The sequence below is a fragment of the Dyella lutea genome, from assembly GCF_024158035.1.
Taxonomy (GTDB): Bacteria; Pseudomonadota; Gammaproteobacteria; order Xanthomonadales; family Rhodanobacteraceae; genus Dyella_A; species Dyella_A lutea.
Genome location: NZ_JAMZEK010000005.1, coordinates 231,646 through 247,597, shown reverse-complemented (window position 1 = coordinate 247,597; position 15,952 = coordinate 231,646). Strand labels below are relative to the sequence as shown.

Sequence of the window (15,952 nt, the reverse complement as noted above, 5' to 3'; positions counted from 1 at the left end):
GCAGGCGCAAAGCCTCGGGAGCCCGTCGGCGTCACCTCGTCCCCTCCGATGATCAGTCGGGGATTCTCGTCCGTTGCCGGACCAGAATCGAGACATAAGGAGCCCGCTCGCGGGCGATGCTCTCGGCTTTGATGTCGATTCAGAGCGAAAAGCATCGCCCGCGAGCGGGCTCCTACAGCGGCAAGCGGATCAGCCGAACACGAGGCTCGCGATGGCGCCGTTGCGGTCGCTGCGTGGCCGCATCGCCACCTGCCAGCCGTACAGTTCGCACAGGCGCCGCACGATCGCCAGGCCCAGGCCGGCACCGCTGCCGCCGGCGCCTTCTCCGCGCACGCCGCGCTGGAACAGCCGCTCGGCATCTTCCGGCTTGATCCCCGGACCGGTGTCGATCACCTGGATGCCGTTGGCGTCGACCTCCACCCGCACCTCGCCTTCCAGCGTGTACTTGATCGCGTTGCCGATCAGGTTGGTCAGCGCCACCGCAAGTACCGAAGCCGGCGCGTTCACGCTGACCGACGTGCGCACGTCCAGGTGCACGGCGATCGGCTTGTCGCGGATCTGCGGACGCTGGCTCTCGATGACGTCGCCCGCCACCTTGGCCACATCGGTGGTTTCGCCGCGGGTTGGCCCGCGCCGCTCGGCGCGCGACAACAGCAGCAACGCCTCGATCAGCTCGGTGGCCTGGCGCGAGGCGCGCTCGATGCGCTTGAGCCGCTCGGCCAGTTTCGGCGTGAGGTCGGGCGAGCCCTGCAGCAGCTCGGTGGTGCTGGCGATCACCGCCAGCGGGGTGCGCAGTTCGTGGCTGACGTCGGAGTTGAACTCGCGGTCGCGCTCGACCATCGAGGTCAGTCGTGCGGCGTAGTCGTCCAGCGCCTGCGCCAGCTCGCCCACCTCGTCGTCGGCGAACTCCGGCGCCAGTGGCTCGGCCTTGCCCAGCCGACGGAACTCGCGCAGCCGCTGCGCCAGCTGACTGACCGGCTTGAGCACCTTGCGCGACAGCCACAGGCCGATCGCCAGCGAGAGCAGGCCGAACAGGAATACGGCACCGATGACACTGACCAGCAGTTGCTGCTTGCCAAGCTCCTCGCGCGAGACGTCGTACCGGACGAAGCTGATGATGCCGTTTTCGCGATACACGGCCAGCTTGTAGTGGTGGATCCGGCCACCGTCGTCGGGGTCGGCCTCGTGGATGTCATGGACCCCTGTGCCGAGGTTCTGCCAGGGCAATGGCGCCTTGTATAGCGTGCGGTCACTCTTGACCATGCCGGTGATCAGACGCGAACCGGCCCCCGGGGCGTTCGGATGTTCCTGCGCGTAGTGATTGGAGTACTTGGCATCGTCGAGCAGGCTGGCATTGACCAACTGGTCTTCGACGCGGGTGCGGATATTGAGCGCGGCCACGGCAAACAACGCGCTGAGGCCGAAGCCGAACAGCGCGAAGGAGACGACGAGGCGAAAGCGCAGCTTACGCCTGGACTGCATCCGGATCGACCATGCGGTAACCGATGCCGTGGCGCGTGTGGATCAGCGGCTTCTCGAACGGCTTGTCGATCGCTGCGCGCAGGCCGTGGATGTGCACACGCAGGCTGTCGCTGTCGGGCAGCTCCTCGCCCCACACCTTCTGCTCCAGGTCTTGCCGGGTCACCACCGACGGGCTGGCTTCCATCAGTGCCTGCAGCAGCTTCAGGCCGATCGGATTGAGCTGGATCGACTTGCCTTCGCGATTCACCGTGAGCGTGTCGAGGTTGAAGGTGAGGTCGGCGACCTTCAGCACGCGGCTCTGCGGGCCCTTGCCGCGGCGCGCCAGCACCTCCAGCCGCGCGGCCAACTCCTGCAGCGCGAACGGCTTGGTCATGTAGTCGTCGGCGCCGGACTCGAAGCCGGTGAGCTTCTGCTCCAGCGCGTCGCGCGCGGTGAGCATGAGAATCGGCGTCTGCTTGTGCGCTTCGTGGCGAAGCTTCTTCGCTACTTCCAGGCCGTCCATGCCGGGCAGGGTCAGGTCGAGCACGATCACGTCGAAATCGTGGACCACCGCCAGGTGCAGGCCAGTCACGCCGTCGCCGGCGAAATCGACCACATGGCCGCGGTCTTCCAGATAATCGCCGATGTTGGTCGCGATATCGCTGTTGTCTTCGATCACCAGTACGCGCATGTGCCACTCCATCGGCCGCCGGTATTCGGCAGCCCCGCCAAATAAGCTTAACAAGCTTGATCTCTCAAGATGCGCGTCCAGCCGCCCTGCGGCTGAACGACTCCAGCGGGCAAAGAAAAAGCCCAGGTGCGCGAGGAAATCGCACGACCTGGGCTCAAGCTACTGCCCCGATACCGAAAATCTGCTGCCACCCAAACCGGTTACTGAAGTGCCGAGCAAATCTGCAGTGCAGGCTTTATAGGGGGGGGGTGGTTACGACCCGGTTAACTCGCCTTGAGCGAGGGGTTAACCCGGCCTCGGCCGATCGTGCCCCCGCGCGCCCCCGGATCAGGGCGCGACATCCGTGAATGGACGCGCCCCCTCGGGGAAACGACAGATATGGGTACCCGTGACCACGGCGCAGGGCAATCCGGCCCGGGCCTGGTGCCGACCGCCCTGCCCGGCCGTCGGGCCGTGCAGCGTGAATCCGATGGTCTGGCGGTAGTGGGCGCCCGCTGCCATGGGACCGGCATAACGCCAGTCGCGAAGAGCCGCCATGGCCGCCTGGTCGAACACACCCTCGGGTTCGGAACGGACGACGCGCATGTCCCGCACCGTGCCGTTCCGGCGGAGGCCGAACTCGATCACCACCTCACCCTCGATCCCCGCCTCCAGCGCCTGGCGCGGATAGACCGGCTGGCGGACCTGCACCGGAGTCGGCGCCGCGGCTCCGATGGCGGCGTGGGCCTTGATGAACGGTCCAACGACGGAAGGCGCGATATGGCTGGCGGTACCCGGGGGCACGAACGCCACCGGGCTGGGCCGTAGATCCTGCAATCGCTGTTCGCGGTCTGGGTCCAACGGTATCCCGGGCAGCGGTCCGCCCCCGGGGATGGCGTCGGGATAAGCCGCCGAAGCGCGGTGCGGCACCAGGTCAGCCCATGACCAGGTCGCCCGATGCGCCAGACTGGCGGACACGAACGTCACCCTCGGCGACGAATCGGGAGACCATGCCGCGGCGAGAGGGGCGAGGCTCCAATGGTGCGAGACCGCCCCCACCGCAAGCAACAATCCCAGGCCGAGTGCCAGCAACCGGGCCGGGGATCCGCGCCCTGCACCCGCCTGAAGCGGCGAGGCGATAAGCTGGACACGCTCCAGCAGCAGCCCCCCGTTCGAGGCGAGGATCATCGGCTTCTTCCGGAACAGTTCGCCCAGCGTCGCCAGCGCTTCGATGTACTCCCTGCGGCTGCCGGGATGCCTGGCGAGAGCCATGCTGTCGCAGCAGATTTCCCGCTCGTTGCGCACCTCGCGCGAGATCCAGCGCACCACCGGGTGATGGAAGTAGAGCGTCTCGATGGCCAATTGGAGCAGGTTGACGAGAGGATCGAGGCGCCTGACATGGGCCAGCTCGTGGGCCAGGATCAGCTCGACCTGCGCGACCGGCATGCGGCACATCACCGCGACCGGCAGCAGGATCACCGGTCGGACCACACCGATCAGGACGGGGCTGCACACGGCGCCGCTGCACAGGACCCCCACACGCCCGGAGAGTCCGAACCGGGCAGCAATCCGGTCGAGTCGGTCCTGCCACGAGGGCGCCGCCTGCGCCGACCGCACCAGGCGGCGCAGGTCCAGCCACTGCACCCCCGCGCGGGAGGCAAGCAGCATCACCCCGCTCGACCAGGCCAGGGTGATCCAGGGCAAGACCGCGTCGATACCGTCGATCCACGAGGGAGCGGACATGGCCGAGCCGCCCATCAGGGCGGGCATGGCTGCCACGTGTGCAAGGGTCTCGCCACCACCGGGCGATCCGCCAGCCGGCCACAGCATCCACAGCGTGATCGCCTGCATCAGCATCAGCCCCCCCATCGCGGCGAGACCGAGGCAGTAACGCGGCTCGCCGCGGCGCACGACGGAACGACAGCCGGCATACACCAGCCCGAGCAGGGTGCCTTGCCACAGGGAGTGGACGATCATCCAGCCGATCAGCCTTGCCACAGCCAGCATCTGCGGAGCCACGCCCATCAGGAATCCTCTCTGTCCAGCTCATCCAGCAGGTTCCGGATCGCTTTGAGCTCCGCCGGACTGGCCTCGTCGTTGCCGAGGGCCTGCATGACCAACTGGGAAGACGATCCGTCGAACAGGCGCCTCACGAGATCCCCGAGGAACCACCTCTGCGCCCGCTCCTTGCTGATAGCCGCACGATAGACATGTGCTCGCGACGAGTCATCGCGAAGCACCAGGCCCTTGGCGTGCATGACCTGCAGCATTTTCAGTGCCGTGGTGTAGCCGGACTGGCCACCGCGTAGCGCCTCGTGCACCTCGCGCACGGTGCACTCCTTGCGCGACCAGAGGACCCTCAGAATCTCGAGCTCGGCCTCGGTCGGCCGCGGCAGAGAGGGAACTCCGGCCGTCATCCCGGACCCCCTGGCTCTGGCCTTTCACGGTGGCAGCTCATGCTGCACTCGAACTGCATGTGGTCACTTGCCGCTCCTGAGCTGCGGATTGTTCAGCCGGGTATCGTCGAGGAACTGCTGAGTGCGTCGACGCTCCAGTTCCTGGTCACGATAGGTCGTGCAGATGGTCCGGGGAATATGCGACCCGACCGGTGCGACGGACTGGCAGATGCGGCGGTCGTCATCCCGGTGTCGCAGGATCGCGTTGACCTCTTCCTGATCGTTGAAGAGCTTGATCTTCGAATCCGGATTCATCTTGTCGACGGTGCCGTAGCTGTCGAACAGGGACGCCATCTCGTCCAGCCGCTTGTCGACCGTCTCGCGCTCTTTGTTGTCGATGAACTCGAACCGGCCACCCGGCACCATCTCCTTGCGTACGGCGGCCGCCACGGCGGCGAAATCGTCCTTGGTCTGTGCCTTGACGATCGGCTTGTCCTTGGCAGCGTAAGCGATGCCCCCCTGGCAGAACGCCACCAGCACCAGCGCACCCGTTATCCATTTCCGTAACTTCATGCGACCTCCCGCCCCCGTCGCCGCCACGATGGCAGCGTCCTCCCGATGGGTGCGGTCGATACTAGGCACGCTCCGGAAGGGTGTCAACGAAGGTTTTCGTACACACTCTTTCGTAATTTGGCCGGGCCACCGGGACGCCCTACTTCTTCTTTCGCACCCTCGACTCGAGCGCCTCGATGATCTTCCCGGCTACATCCACGCCGCTGGCGGCCTCGATGCCCTCCAGTCCGGGCGAGGCATTCACTTCGAGCAGGAGTGGCCCGCGATTCGAACGCAGCAGATCGACGCCGGCGATACCCAGCCCCAGCGCCTGTGCCGCGCGCACGGCAATACGTTTTTCCTCGTCACTCAGCCTGGCCTTGCTGGCCGTACCGCCACGATGCAGGTTGGCGCGAAATTCGCCTGGGGTCGCTTCGCGCTGCATGGCGGCTACCACCTTGTTGCCGACCACGAAGCAGCGCAAGTCGCTGCCATTCGCCTCGGCGATGAACTCCTGCACCAGGAAGTTGGCGTACAGGCCGCGGAACGCCTCGATCACGCTCTGCGAGGCGCTGCGCTTCTCGGCCAGCACCACGCCGGTACCCTGGCTACCCTCGTTGAGCTTGATCACGTGCGGCGGGTCACCCAGCATCGCCAGCACGTCGTTGGTGTCATCCGGGTTGTCGCCGAACACCGTGGCCGGCATCTGCAGGCCGTGCGAGGCGAGAATCTGCAGGCAGCGCAGCTTGTCGCGCGCGCGCAGCACCGCGTCGGACGGATTGGGTGTGTACACCCCCATCATCTCCAGCTGGCGCAGCACGGCGGTACCGTAGAACGTGCTCTGCGTGCCAATGCGGGGGATCGCCGCGTCGATGTCGCGCAACGCCTTGCCCTTGTAGCGGATCGCCATGTTGCCCGGCGCGATGCGCACGTAGCAGCGCAACGGGTCGAGCACACGCACCACGTGCCCGCGCTCGCGCGCCGCGTCGACCAGGCGCTGGGTCGAATACAGCCGCGCGTTGCGCGAGAGGATGGCAATCTTCATGGGATATCCGTGACGGCGCGCTCCACGCGCGGCTGGGTGTAGGAAAGCCGAGGATCCACCGCGAAACGCCCGGCGATCGCGGTACGCCCCAGCAGCATGGGAAACAGCATGTGGCGGCGATCGGTCAGGCTGATGTCAATCGGGTACACCTCGCCGGCCACGCTCACCATGCTGCGGATGAACCAGCGCTCGCTGCGGTGCCCGCCGGTATCGGTGACCACGCGGCGATCGGATGCCGCTGCCTCGGCCTGCCAGGCCCGCACGCGGCGGCGTCCGCTGCTCACCTCGAAGCGCAGCCAGTCCGCGCCGTCGCGCCGGAACACCTCGAGCGTGTCCACGTGCAGGGCACTGGAGCGGGCACCGGTATCGAGCTTGGCCTTGAGCCCGGTGATGCCGAGATCGGGCAACGCGACGCGCTCCCGCCAGCCGAGGGTGATCACAGCCGCCATGGTCAGCGCACGCGTCGGGGGATGGGGGTCGGTTCGGGGAAGAGAGTGGAGCGGGTGAAGGGAATCGAACCCTCGTCAGTAGCTTGGGAAGCTACAGCTCTACCATTGAGCTACACCCGCATCGGCGTCGGATGGTAACCGCCAACGCCAGCCGGGGGAAGGCGTCCGCGCCGAACGCCGGGTGAACCGCACATGGCAGCAGGCTGAACCGATGTCGCCTGCCGGGTCCTTCGGCCCATGAAGTCGACGGCGGCCCACCCATAATGCGGACGAGCCATCTTCACAACGGCTTGATCATCGCAACGATCCGGGCGCTTCCGGATCGCCGGTCCCAAGGAGAGGTCCATGCGCCCGTCACGGTCCGACCGCCATGCCCCCATCGCCCGCTGGCGGATGCTTGCCATCCTCCCCGTCGTGTTCGCGCTGGGCGGGATCGCCCGCGCACAGACGACGGACACCGACCCACCCGATCGCGTCGCCCGCCTGTCCTACCTCGCCGGCGACATCGGCCTCCTGCCCAGCGGCGCACGGGACTGGAGCGACGCCTCGGTGAACCGTCCGCTGACCCGCGGCGACCGCCTGGCTGCCGGCGACAACGCACGGGCGGAACTGGAACTGGACCGAGCCGCCCTGCGCCTGGACCGCGACACCGACCTGGGCGTACTGCGCCTGGACGACCAGGTGGCCCAGTTCGAACTGACCCGCGGCACTGTCAGCCTGTCGGTACGTGCGCTGGCACCCGGCGAGAGCTACGAGATCGACACGCCGCGGGTGGCGCTGGTCGTGGATCAACCGGGTACGTTCCGCGTCGACGTCGGCGCACGCGACGGCGACACCGAGATCACCGCCTTCGACGGCCAGGCCACGGTCTACGGCGCCGACCAGGCCATGCGCCGGCTGGTTGGCGGGCACACCTACCGCTTCGACGACAGCTCGCTGGCGCAGCTCGACGAATCCTACGCCGGCAGCCGGGACGCCTTCGATGTGTGGAGCGCGGACCGGGACCAGCGCTACGCGGACGCCCAGAGTGGCCGTTACGTCTCCGAACAGGTGATCGGCTATCAGGACCTGGACGATTACGGCCGCTGGCAGGACGACGACCAGTACGGCGAAGTCTGGTATCCCAGCGACGTCGACGCCGGCTGGGCACCCTACCGCTTCGGGCACTGGGCCTACGTGGCCCCGTGGGGCTGGACCTGGATCGATGACGCCCCCTGGGGCTTCGCGCCTTATCACTATGGCCGCTGGGTCTACGTGCGTGACCGCTGGGGCTGGATCCCGGGGCCGCGTGGCCTGCGTCCGATCTATGCCCCCGCACTGGTCGCCTTCGTCGGCGGCAGCGGCTGGAGTGCCTCGGTAGGCGCTGGCCCGCCGATCGGCTGGTTCCCGCTTGGACCGGGCGACTTCTACGACCCGTGGTACCCCGTCAGCCTCGGCTACTACCGCCGACTGAACGAGCACGACCGGCACTGGGATCACGATCACCGCCACGACCACGATGGACGCGACCGGCGCGAGGCCTACGAGCGCTACTTCAACGAGCGCTGGCAGCGCTATCACGAAGGCCGCGACCCCGAGTTGCGATACAGCCACGAGCGGCCTCCGCACGGCATCACGGCAATGTCGCGCCAGGCCTTCGCCGAGGCCCGCCCCGTTCAGGCCCACCGACTGCACCTGGACGCCGCCGAGGCGCGTAGCGCGACGATCCTGGGTGGCGCCAGCCGCCTGCCCCGCGCACGCCCCATGGCAGTGGCGAACCGCCGCCCGTTTCCGCCACACGCGGTGGAAACGGGCCGCTTCGCCCGACCGGTGGTGATGCATCGCGATATCGAACGACAAGCCGGAGATCGGGCGTTCCGCGCGGGCATGCCGCAGGCGCGCCCGGCGGAGATACCCGCCGAACGCCGGATCGCCTCGCCGGCCGTTGCATCAATGTCGCCAGCGGCACACATCGCGCGCGACCGGATCGATGCGCCAGCGGCACGCCCCGAAAACAGGCAGGAACTCCGCCCAACCATGCTGCCCTCGGTACCCCGGTTCGTGCAGGAGCCCGTGGCGTCACGTCAGGAGCCGGTGATCCGCCGGGAGCCCGCGGCGCAGAACCAGCCACAGGCGCGCGCGCTACCAACCCTTCCGCGCTTCGAACAGGTAAGCCCAGGGATGATCGGAACACGCCGTGGGCCCGAGGCGGAGCCCCGCGTGGTGCGGGCGCCGACCGTACGCCCCGCGAGCCTGCCGGCGCCGCCGCCGATGCGGCTGGAGCCACGTCGCGCCACCATGAGCGAGGCGGCACCTGCCCCCCGCCGATTCGAGCCGGTACCTCGCGCCTACACTCCCCCACGACAAGCCGCACCCACGCCCCGCCCGGCGCCAAGCCCGCATGCTGCCCAGCAGAGCCGGCCATCACCACCTGCCCACCAGGAGCGCGGGAACCCCGGCGCGGAGCGCTTCAAGCACCGCTGAGACCACGTTCGGGAACGGACGGCGATACAATCGTCGATTCGACCAACCATCGGCCCGCCAACCGGCGGGTCGATCAGCGCGCCGGCCGCAGCGGCCGCCCGACCCGGATCATCCATGAGCGACGACTCCCACCACGACGACGCCCCGGCGGACGCCGAGCACGAGACGCATCCGCGCCGCATCCGCAGCTTCGTGCTCCGCGAGGGCCGCATGACCCCGGCCCAGCAGCGCGCCTTCGACGCGCACTGGTCGCGCTTCGGCCTGGACTACCGCGGCGAGCCGCGCGACTTTGACGCCACCTTCGGGCGGCAGGCCCCACGGGTGCTGGAAATCGGCTTCGGCAACGGCGAGGCGCTGGCCTGGGCCAGCGAGCATGATGCCGACCGCGACTTCATCGGCGTGGAAGTGCATGGTCCGGGCGTGGGCCGGCTGATGAATGCCCTGGCGACGCGCGACGCGCGCAACGTACGCATCTACAAGCACGACGCGGTCGAGGTACTGGAGCACGAGGTTGCGCCCGGCACGCTGTCGGAAGTGCGCATCTGGTTCCCCGATCCCTGGCACAAGAAGCGCCACAACAAGCGGCGCATCGTGCAACCGACCTTCGTGGCCCGGCTCGCTTCACGCATGGCACCCGGTGGCCTGCTGCACCTGGCCACCGACTGGCAGCCATACGCCGAACACATGCTCGAAGTGATGGAGGCAGCGCCCGACTGGCGCAACGCGGTCGCCCCCGGCAGCTATGCCGAGAAACCCGACTGGCGCATCGAGACGCACTTCGAGCGGCGCGGCCTGAAGCTGGGCCATGGGGTGTGGGATCTGCTATACCGCCGCCGCTGAGGATGGTTTCGACGAGAGGATTCACCAGCCGTCATGCATGCCCGCATATACTGCGCAGCAGGAAAGGGACGGGGCGCCGCGTGAGGCTTACTTCGCACCACCGCACGCAGACGTGCGGCCTGGTCCCGTGTGCTGACGGCGTGCGACCCCCAACCCGGCGAGACATCACCCCTTGGGCCTGACCCTCACTCCCGAAATGATCATGGTGATGGCCCTGGTGGCCTTCACCATGATCATGCTGGTGCTGGAGTGGATCCGCGCCGACATGGTCGCCCTGCTGGTCGTGGTGGTGATCGGCCTGACCGGGCTGATTCCGTCCGATCGCGTGTTCAACGGCTTCGCCGGCAACGCGGTGATCGCCATCATCGCGATCATGATCATGGGCGCGGGACTGGACCGTGCCGGCGTGCTCTCGCTCACCGCCAACTTCGTGATGCGCATGGCGCGCGGCATGGAATCGCGCCTTGGCGTGGTGATCAACTCGGTCACCAGCCTGTTCAGCGCGGTGATTCCCAGCCAGGCGCTGGCTGCGCTGATGATCCCGGTGATCAGCCGTCTGTCCGCGCGCACCGGCGTGCCGATCTCGCGGCTGTTGCTGCCGATGGCGTTCTGCATCCTCACGGCGACCAACACCACGCTGATCGCCAACTCGCCGCTGATCATCCTCAACGACCTGATCGCCAGCGCCAACAACAACCTGCCGCCGGGCGCGCACACCATCCCCAAGTTCGGCCTGTTCAGCGTGACCCCGGTCGGTTTGGCGCTTGCGGTACTCGGCGTGCTGTTCTTCTATTTCTTCACCCGCAAGCTGCTGCCCGACCGCGAGGACGACCGCCTGAAGGTCACTCCCGGTCGCACCGAGAGCTACTTCGCCGACACCTACGGGATCGTGGGCGAGACCGCCGAACTCACCGTCACCGCTGAAAGTCCGCTGGTCGGCATGAGCATCGGCGAGGTGGAGCAGTTGCGCGAGGCGCCGCTGATCCTGGCGATCAAGAGCGGCAACGATGCGCGCATGGCGCCGCCGGTGGACCAGGTGATCTGGGTCGGCTCGGTGCTCGGCGTGCTAGGGCCGCGAGAGCAGTTGGCGCAGTTCGCCAACAACCAGCTGTGCCGGCTGTCGCCCCGCATGCGCCAGCTCGGCGAGCTGTTCAACCCGACCCGTGCGGGCATCTCCGAAGCGGTGATCCCGCCCAGCTCGCGCTTCATCAAGCAGACCATCGGGGCGCTGCGGCTGCGCAAGCGCTACGGCATCTCGGTGCTGGCGGTGCATCGCGGCGACCAAGTGCTGCGCGACGATGTGCGCGGCATCAGCCTGCGCCCCGGCGACACCCTGGTGCTGCACTCGAGCTGGCGCGAGCTGGCCCAGGCCACCGAGGACAAGGACCTGGTGGTCGTTACCGACATCCCGAAGGAGGAACAGCGCCCCGGCAAGATCTGGCACGCGGTGGGCTTCTTCCTGCTGGCCAAGGGCCTGGCGCTGTTTACCAACCTCGACCTGTCGGTGGCGATGATGACCGGCGCCATCGGCATGCTGCTCACCGGCGTGCTCAACATGGATGAGGCCTACAAGGCGATCAACTGGAAGACGATCTTCGTCACCGCCTGCCTGATCCCACTGGGCTGGTCGATGGATGCCACCGGCACTGCCGCCTGGCTGGCACAGGAGGTGCTGGTCTATCTCGGCCACGCTGCGCCGTGGGTCCTCCAGCTGGCGCTTGCCATCCTCACCCTGCTGTTCTCGCAGGTGATGTCCAACGTCGGCGCCACCGTCATGATGGTGCCGATCGCGATCAGCGTGGCGGTGGCGACCGGCGGCAATCCTTCGGCCTACGCGCTGATCGTCGCGGTCTCCTCGTCCAACACTTTCCTGATCAGCTCGGGCCACCCGGCGCTGATGATGGTGGCCGGCCCGGGCGGCTACCGCGGAAAGGACTTCCTGCGGGTGGGCGTACCGCTAACCTTGGCGGTGCTGCTGGTGACCATGGTAGTGATCAATCTGATGTTCCACTGAGCCCGGCGGCGGCTCGGCCGGCGTCGAGAAAGACCTCGCCAGCCTCCACCCGCACCGCCACCCGCCGCAGTCCCTGCCCGCGGCACGGCCCGCCGATGCAGGCCCCGCTGGCCGCCATGAAGCTGGCCCCGTGCGCGGCGCACACCAGCGCCCCCTTGCTCAGCAGGAATTTGCCCGGCGCCCAGTCCAGCCGACGGCCGGCGTGCGGGCAGATGTTGAGGTACGCATGCACCGCTTCGCCGAAGCGCAGCACGATGAGATTCTCCTCACCGTCCGGCAGCACGGCATCCACCGCGATGGCCTCTCCATCGGGAATGTCCCCGGTGCGGCAAATCGCGCGGGCGCTCTCGTTTCTATCCATCGGCACTTGTGTCACGTTCGCGAAGGCCTCATCGTTGCGCGCGTAAGTCATTGATTTTACCACACGGATTTTTAACACATGCGTTTCGTCCTGCCCGCTTCGCGTCGCGCCCGCCATCCGCTTGCCCGCGCCCTCTCGGTGCTGCTGGGCCTGGCCGTGATCGGCGTGCTGATGGTATTCGGCCTAGTCGTGGCCGGGGTGCTGCTGGTCGGTGGACTGGTGCTGCTGGCGGTCCGTCAGTGGAAGCTGGGCTCCTCGCGCCCGGCCGCCGCCGGTTCGCGCGCGTCGCACCACGCGCAGACCATCGAGGGTGAATTCGTGGTGCTGCGCGACAGCCGCAACACCGCCCATTCGCACTGACGCCACGCGCAAGATCCGGATGGCGCCGGCGCAAGGCGCGGCGCTAGCCTGAGCGCATCCTCCCAGGGATGCCGCCATGCCCACGACCCACACCGACGCTGCGCTCGAAGCCGTCCGAGCACGGATCGAGCAGTCCGACGAACTGCCCACCCTGGCCGCTCTGGCCACGCAGGCCGGACTCAGTCCGACCCATCTGCAACGCGCCTTCCGTCGCCGCTTCGGCGTGAGCCCGGCCGAATATCATCGGGCACGCCGCTTCGACCAGCTGCGCCGTTCGCTGCGCGAGGGCCAGCCGGTGAGCGACGCCGTCTACGCGGCCGGGTTCGGTTCCGGCAGCCGGGTCTACGAACACAGCGACCGCCTGCTCGGCATGACCCCGGCCAGCTATCGCTCGGGCGGCGCCGGAGCGCACATCCGCTACACCATCACCCACACCCCGCTGGGTCCGATGCTGGTCGCAGCCACCACCCGCGGACTGTGTTCGGTCACGCTAGACGACGACGAGGCCGCACTGGAGACCAGACTGACGCGCGAATTCCCCCACGCCACCCGCGAACGGGTGGAGGCCGGTCGCGAGGAATGGCTCGACACGGTGATCGCCCATGTCGCGCACAAGCTGGGCTGGAGTGCGGTCGATGCCCCGCAACTGCCGCCGCTGGACGTCGCGGCGACGGCATTTCAATGGCGCGTCTGGCAGGCCCTCACGCGTATCCCGGCCGGGAGTACGGTGAGTTACGGCGAACTGGCCGCGGGACTCGGCATGCCGCGCGCGGCGCGGGCCGTCGGCAACGCCTGCGGCAGCAACCGACTGGCCCTGGTGGTGCCCTGCCATCGCGTAGTCCGCGAGGACGGTTCTCCGGGCGGCTGGCGCTGGGGTGTGGAGCGCAAGCGGCAGTTGCTGGACCGCGAGCGCGCCGTCTCCAGTCACGGAAATGTCGGCGAGCGGCCTCGTTCCGCATCGCGCTCTCGTCGATAATCGCGCGTCCCCACGCGAGCCCGCCCCGACATGTCCGAAATCGCCGCGACCCGCGGTCACGCCGACGAACGCGTGCTGATCCCGCTCGCCCTGTTCGCGCTGTACGTGATCTGGGGCTCCACCTACCTCGCCATCCGCTTCGCGCTGGCAAGCTATCCGCCATTCCTGCTGGCGGGCGTGCGCTTCCTCGGCGCGGGCCTCGCGCTCTTCGCCTTTCTGCGCCTGCGCGGCATCGCCGCGCCGAGCCGGCTGCAGTGGCGCAATGCCGCCGTCACCGGCGTGCTGCTGCTCGGTTTCGGCAACGGACTGGTGTGCTTTGCCGAGCAGCGGGTGAGTTCGGGCATCGCTGCCGTGGCGGTGGCGAGCATGCCTCTGTTCGCCGCCCTGTTCGCCGGGCTCTATGGCCAGTGGTCAACCCGCCGCGAGACAGTCGGATTGCTGGTGGGTTTTGCCGGCGTGATCGTGCTCAACCTGGGCAGTGGTCTATCCGGCTCGCATCTGGGTGCGATGGCCCTGATCGCTGCAGCGATGTGCTGGGCCTTCGGCTCGGCATGGAGCAAACGGCAGGACATGCCTGCCGGCCCGATGAACACCGCGGCACAGATGCTGTGCGCCAGCCTTGCCCTGCTCGCGGTCGGCTTCGGCAGCGGCGAACGGCTGCCGCCCCATCCCACCTGGCACGCCACCGCCGCGCTGGTCTACCTGGCGGTGTTCGGCTCGATCATCGCCTTCAGCGCCTACCTCTACGTTCTGCGCCACGCCCGCCCGGCGTTGGCTACCAGCTACGCCTACGTCAATCCACCGGTCGCCGTGCTGTTCGGCGTTTTGCTCGCGGACGAGCACGTCGGCCCGTTCGACCTGGCCGGCATGGCGGTGATCCTGCTCGGCGTCGCGGTGATCACCCTGTCGCGGCAGCGGCGATGACATTTCGCCGCTGGCGGCAGCGAGCAGGCGGCCTCCGGAGGCGCCGAGGGACGGCGCAGGAAAGCGGGCGACGCACCGCGGGCCCGCCATCCCCTTCACTCCAAGCCTCGCTCCCGCCCTAGAGTTCCCGCAATGCCGTGCTCACCGGCAGACGCGCTGCGCGTACGGCAGGAAACAGGCCTCCGACCAGGCCGATCGCCAGCGCCCATTTGATGCCGGTCCAGAGCAGCTGCGGTGACACCTTGAACTGGAACACCACCTGGCTGAAGTTCGAACCCAGGGTCGATGCGGTGTAGCCGTTGAAGATCAGCCAGGTGACGAAGCCGCCCAGCAGTCCGCCGAGCAGGGCGAGCAGCATCGTTTCCAGCAGTACGGAGACCACCACCGGCACGCCACGGAAACCGATCGCACGCAGCGTGGCGATCTCCCGTGCGCGCGCGGCGACGGCGGCGAACATGGTGTTGAGCGCGCCGAAGATCGCACCGATCGCCATGATCACGCCGACCGTGATGCCGACCACGCGGATTACCTTGGTCAATCCCTCCGACTGCTTGGCGTAGTAGTCGCGGGTGGTGCTCACGTCCACCTTCAGGCGCGGATCGCCGACCAGGGCCGATTTGAAGGTGTCGAACGCCTCCGGCGAGGTCAGCCGTACGGTGACCGACTGTGCGCTCGAGCCGCGGCGGTAGGTCGAGGCGACGGTCTGGCGGTCGCCCCACAGCTCCGAATCGTGTGAGTCGCCGGAGCCGAATTCGCCGACCACGGTCCAGTTCTGCCCGGCCAGACGGATCTGTTTTCCCACCTCCAGTCCGGCGAACTGGCGCAGCGCGCCCTGCCCCACCACCAGCTCGCGCAGGCCCGGCTTGAAGCGTCGACCGGCGAGGATCTTCACATTCGGCCGCAGCGTCCAGGCCGCATCGTCGACGCCGCGGATCTGCACGTTGGCATCGACGGTGGGATCGCTCTTCTTCGGCAGGTTGGCGACCACCGAGATCTCCGCCGAGGCCACCGGCTTGCCGTCGGGCGTCTTGGCCACGCCCGGTGCCTGCTCGATCACGTCGATGTTGTCGCGCTCCAGCACCGAGTTGAGCTCGGCCGCCGAACCACCGCGCAGCACGATGGCACTGTCGTCGCTGCCGGTCTGCGCCAGAGTGGCGGCGAAGCCGTCGCCCATCGCCAGCATCGCCACCAGTACGCCGACCACGCCGGCGATGCCGATCACGATCACCGACGAAGCGCCGAGGCGCTGGCCCAATGTGCTGATGCCCACGCGGGTCACCGAGAGTGTCTGCCGACCGCGCCGGAAAAACACCAGCCACAGGATCAGCAGTACCGCCAGCACACCGACGGCCGCCATCGACAGCCGGGTCCAGACGCCCAGCACCACGGCCAGCAACACCAGCAGGCCGAGGTTGCCGAGGAAGGAAAGGAATTTCTTCAT

The 15,952-nt window shown here is 68.0% G+C and carries 15 protein-coding genes and 1 tRNA gene; 6 read left to right on the top strand and 10 right to left on the bottom strand.

Annotated elements, in window-relative coordinates:
- Positions 1-189: 189 nt before the first annotated feature.
- The 8 genes from NC595_RS19895 to NC595_RS19860 all read right to left on the bottom strand — a co-directional run bounded on the left by NC595_RS19895 (position 190) and on the right by NC595_RS19860 (position 6,693).
- A complete protein-coding gene (locus tag NC595_RS19895) occupies positions 190-1,482 on the bottom strand; it encodes a sensor histidine kinase (RefSeq protein ID WP_253569113.1) in 1,293 nt (430 codons plus the stop codon).
- Positions 1,466-2,152, bottom strand: a complete 687-nt coding sequence (locus NC595_RS19890) for a response regulator transcription factor (protein ID WP_017462973.1) — start codon at positions 2,150-2,152, stop codon at positions 1,466-1,468. The genes NC595_RS19895 and NC595_RS19890 overlap by 17 nt, the downstream gene beginning before the upstream one ends.
- Positions 2,153-2,479: 327 nt before the next feature.
- Positions 2,480-4,156 (bottom strand): M56 family metallopeptidase, encoded by a 1,677-nt coding sequence (locus NC595_RS19885; RefSeq protein ID WP_253569112.1) that lies wholly within the window; start codon positions 4,154-4,156, stop codon positions 2,480-2,482.
- The gene (locus NC595_RS19880; RefSeq protein WP_256489727.1) at positions 4,156-4,548 is read right to left on the bottom strand and encodes a BlaI/MecI/CopY family transcriptional regulator; all 393 of its coding nucleotides are present in this window, start codon (positions 4,546-4,548) and stop codon (positions 4,156-4,158) included. Before NC595_RS19880 ends, NC595_RS19885 begins: the two co-directional genes overlap by 1 nt.
- A 63-nt stretch (positions 4,549-4,611) precedes the next feature.
- Entirely contained in the window at positions 4,612-5,067 is a 456-nt protein-coding gene (locus tag NC595_RS19875; RefSeq protein ID WP_253569110.1) for a hypothetical protein, read from the bottom strand.
- 172 nt (positions 5,068-5,239) lie between these two features.
- Positions 5,240-6,124, bottom strand: a complete 885-nt coding sequence (gene rimK / locus NC595_RS19870; protein WP_253569109.1) for a 30S ribosomal protein S6--L-glutamate ligase — start codon at positions 6,122-6,124, stop codon at positions 5,240-5,242.
- A complete protein-coding gene (locus tag NC595_RS19865; RefSeq protein ID WP_253569108.1) occupies positions 6,121-6,573 on the bottom strand; it encodes an ATP-dependent zinc protease family protein in 453 nt (150 codons plus the stop codon). Before NC595_RS19865 ends, rimK begins: the two co-directional genes overlap by 4 nt.
- Positions 6,574-6,619: 46 nt before the next feature.
- Positions 6,620-6,693: transfer RNA gene (locus NC595_RS19860), tRNA-Gly, on the bottom strand.
- Between the two features lie 225 nt (positions 6,694-6,918).
- Between NC595_RS19860 and NC595_RS19855 the strand changes: the two genes are divergently transcribed.
- From NC595_RS19855 to NC595_RS19845, 3 genes are all read left to right on the top strand, one after another.
- Positions 6,919-9,036 (top strand): DUF6600 domain-containing protein, encoded by a 2,118-nt coding sequence (locus NC595_RS19855; protein WP_253569107.1) that lies wholly within the window; start codon positions 6,919-6,921, stop codon positions 9,034-9,036.
- A 114-nt stretch (positions 9,037-9,150) separates the two neighbouring features.
- Positions 9,151-9,876 carry a tRNA (guanosine(46)-N7)-methyltransferase TrmB gene (gene trmB / locus NC595_RS19850; protein WP_253569106.1) on the top strand — a complete coding sequence of 242 codons (726 nt, stop codon included), beginning with the start codon at positions 9,151-9,153 and terminating at the stop codon, positions 9,874-9,876.
- A gap of 196 nt (positions 9,877-10,072) precedes the next feature.
- Positions 10,073-11,890: an SLC13 family permease gene (locus NC595_RS19845; RefSeq protein WP_253569126.1), complete on the top strand. Its 1,818-nt coding sequence runs from the start codon at positions 10,073-10,075 to the stop codon at positions 11,888-11,890.
- Here NC595_RS19845 and NC595_RS19840 read toward each other — a convergent pair.
- A complete protein-coding gene (locus NC595_RS19840) occupies positions 11,871-12,251 on the bottom strand; it encodes a Rieske (2Fe-2S) protein (protein ID WP_425493177.1) in 381 nt (126 codons plus the stop codon). The genes NC595_RS19845 and NC595_RS19840 overlap by 20 nt on opposite strands.
- Before the next feature lie 78 nt (positions 12,252-12,329).
- On the opposite strand from NC595_RS19840, the gene NC595_RS19835 reads away from it, so the two are divergent.
- The 3 genes from NC595_RS19835 to yedA all read left to right on the top strand — a co-directional run bounded on the left by NC595_RS19835 (position 12,330) and on the right by yedA (position 14,511).
- Positions 12,330-12,611: a hypothetical protein gene (locus NC595_RS19835; RefSeq protein ID WP_063672962.1), complete on the top strand. Its 282-nt coding sequence runs from the start codon at positions 12,330-12,332 to the stop codon at positions 12,609-12,611.
- A gap of 76 nt (positions 12,612-12,687) precedes the next feature.
- The gene (locus NC595_RS19830) at positions 12,688-13,587 is read left to right on the top strand and encodes a methylated-DNA--[protein]-cysteine S-methyltransferase (RefSeq protein WP_253569104.1); all 900 of its coding nucleotides are present in this window, start codon (positions 12,688-12,690) and stop codon (positions 13,585-13,587) included.
- A 30-nt stretch (positions 13,588-13,617) separates the two neighbouring features.
- The gene (gene yedA / locus NC595_RS19825) at positions 13,618-14,511 is read left to right on the top strand and encodes a drug/metabolite exporter YedA (protein ID WP_253569103.1); all 894 of its coding nucleotides are present in this window, start codon (positions 13,618-13,620) and stop codon (positions 14,509-14,511) included.
- Positions 14,512-14,629: 118 nt separating this feature from the next.
- Here the strand turns inward: yedA and NC595_RS19820 are convergent, their stop codons facing one another.
- Positions 14,630-15,952, bottom strand: coding sequence for an ABC transporter permease (locus NC595_RS19820; RefSeq protein ID WP_253569102.1), 1,323 nt, complete (start codon positions 15,950-15,952; stop codon positions 14,630-14,632).

What these genes read in the sequence shown, in the direction of transcription:
- NC595_RS19885 (WP_253569112.1), bottom strand. Translation starts at nt 4,156, where the DNA reads ATGGGCGTGGCTCCGCAGATGCTGGCTGTGGCAAGGCTGATCGGCTGG.
- NC595_RS19820 (WP_253569102.1), bottom strand. Translation starts at nt 15,952, where the DNA reads ATGAAGAAATTCCTTTCCTTCCTCGGCAACCTCGGCCTGCTGGTGTTG.
- NC595_RS19835 (WP_063672962.1), top strand. Translation starts at nt 12,330, where the DNA reads ATGCGTTTCGTCCTGCCCGCTTCGCGTCGCGCCCGCCATCCGCTTGCC.
- NC595_RS19865 (WP_253569108.1), bottom strand. Translation starts at nt 6,573, where the DNA reads ATGGCGGCTGTGATCACCCTCGGCTGGCGGGAGCGCGTCGCGTTGCCC.
- yedA (WP_253569103.1), top strand. Translation starts at nt 13,618, where the DNA reads ATGTCCGAAATCGCCGCGACCCGCGGTCACGCCGACGAACGCGTGCTG.
- NC595_RS19890 (WP_017462973.1), bottom strand. Translation starts at nt 2,152, where the DNA reads ATGCGCGTACTGGTGATCGAAGACAACAGCGATATCGCGACCAACATC.
- NC595_RS19895 (WP_253569113.1), bottom strand. Translation starts at nt 1,482, where the DNA reads ATGCAGTCCAGGCGTAAGCTGCGCTTTCGCCTCGTCGTCTCCTTCGCG.
- NC595_RS19845 (WP_253569126.1), top strand. Translation starts at nt 10,073, where the DNA reads ATGATCATGGTGATGGCCCTGGTGGCCTTCACCATGATCATGCTGGTG.
- rimK (WP_253569109.1), bottom strand. Translation starts at nt 6,124, where the DNA reads ATGAAGATTGCCATCCTCTCGCGCAACGCGCGGCTGTATTCGACCCAG.
- NC595_RS19830 (WP_253569104.1), top strand. Translation starts at nt 12,688, where the DNA reads ATGCCCACGACCCACACCGACGCTGCGCTCGAAGCCGTCCGAGCACGG.
- NC595_RS19840 (WP_425493177.1), bottom strand. Translation starts at nt 12,251, where the DNA reads ATGGATAGAAACGAGAGCGCCCGCGCGATTTGCCGCACCGGGGACATT.
- NC595_RS19880 (WP_256489727.1), bottom strand. Translation starts at nt 4,548, where the DNA reads ATGACGGCCGGAGTTCCCTCTCTGCCGCGGCCGACCGAGGCCGAGCTC.
- trmB (WP_253569106.1), top strand. Translation starts at nt 9,151, where the DNA reads ATGAGCGACGACTCCCACCACGACGACGCCCCGGCGGACGCCGAGCAC.
- NC595_RS19855 (WP_253569107.1), top strand. Translation starts at nt 6,919, where the DNA reads ATGCGCCCGTCACGGTCCGACCGCCATGCCCCCATCGCCCGCTGGCGG.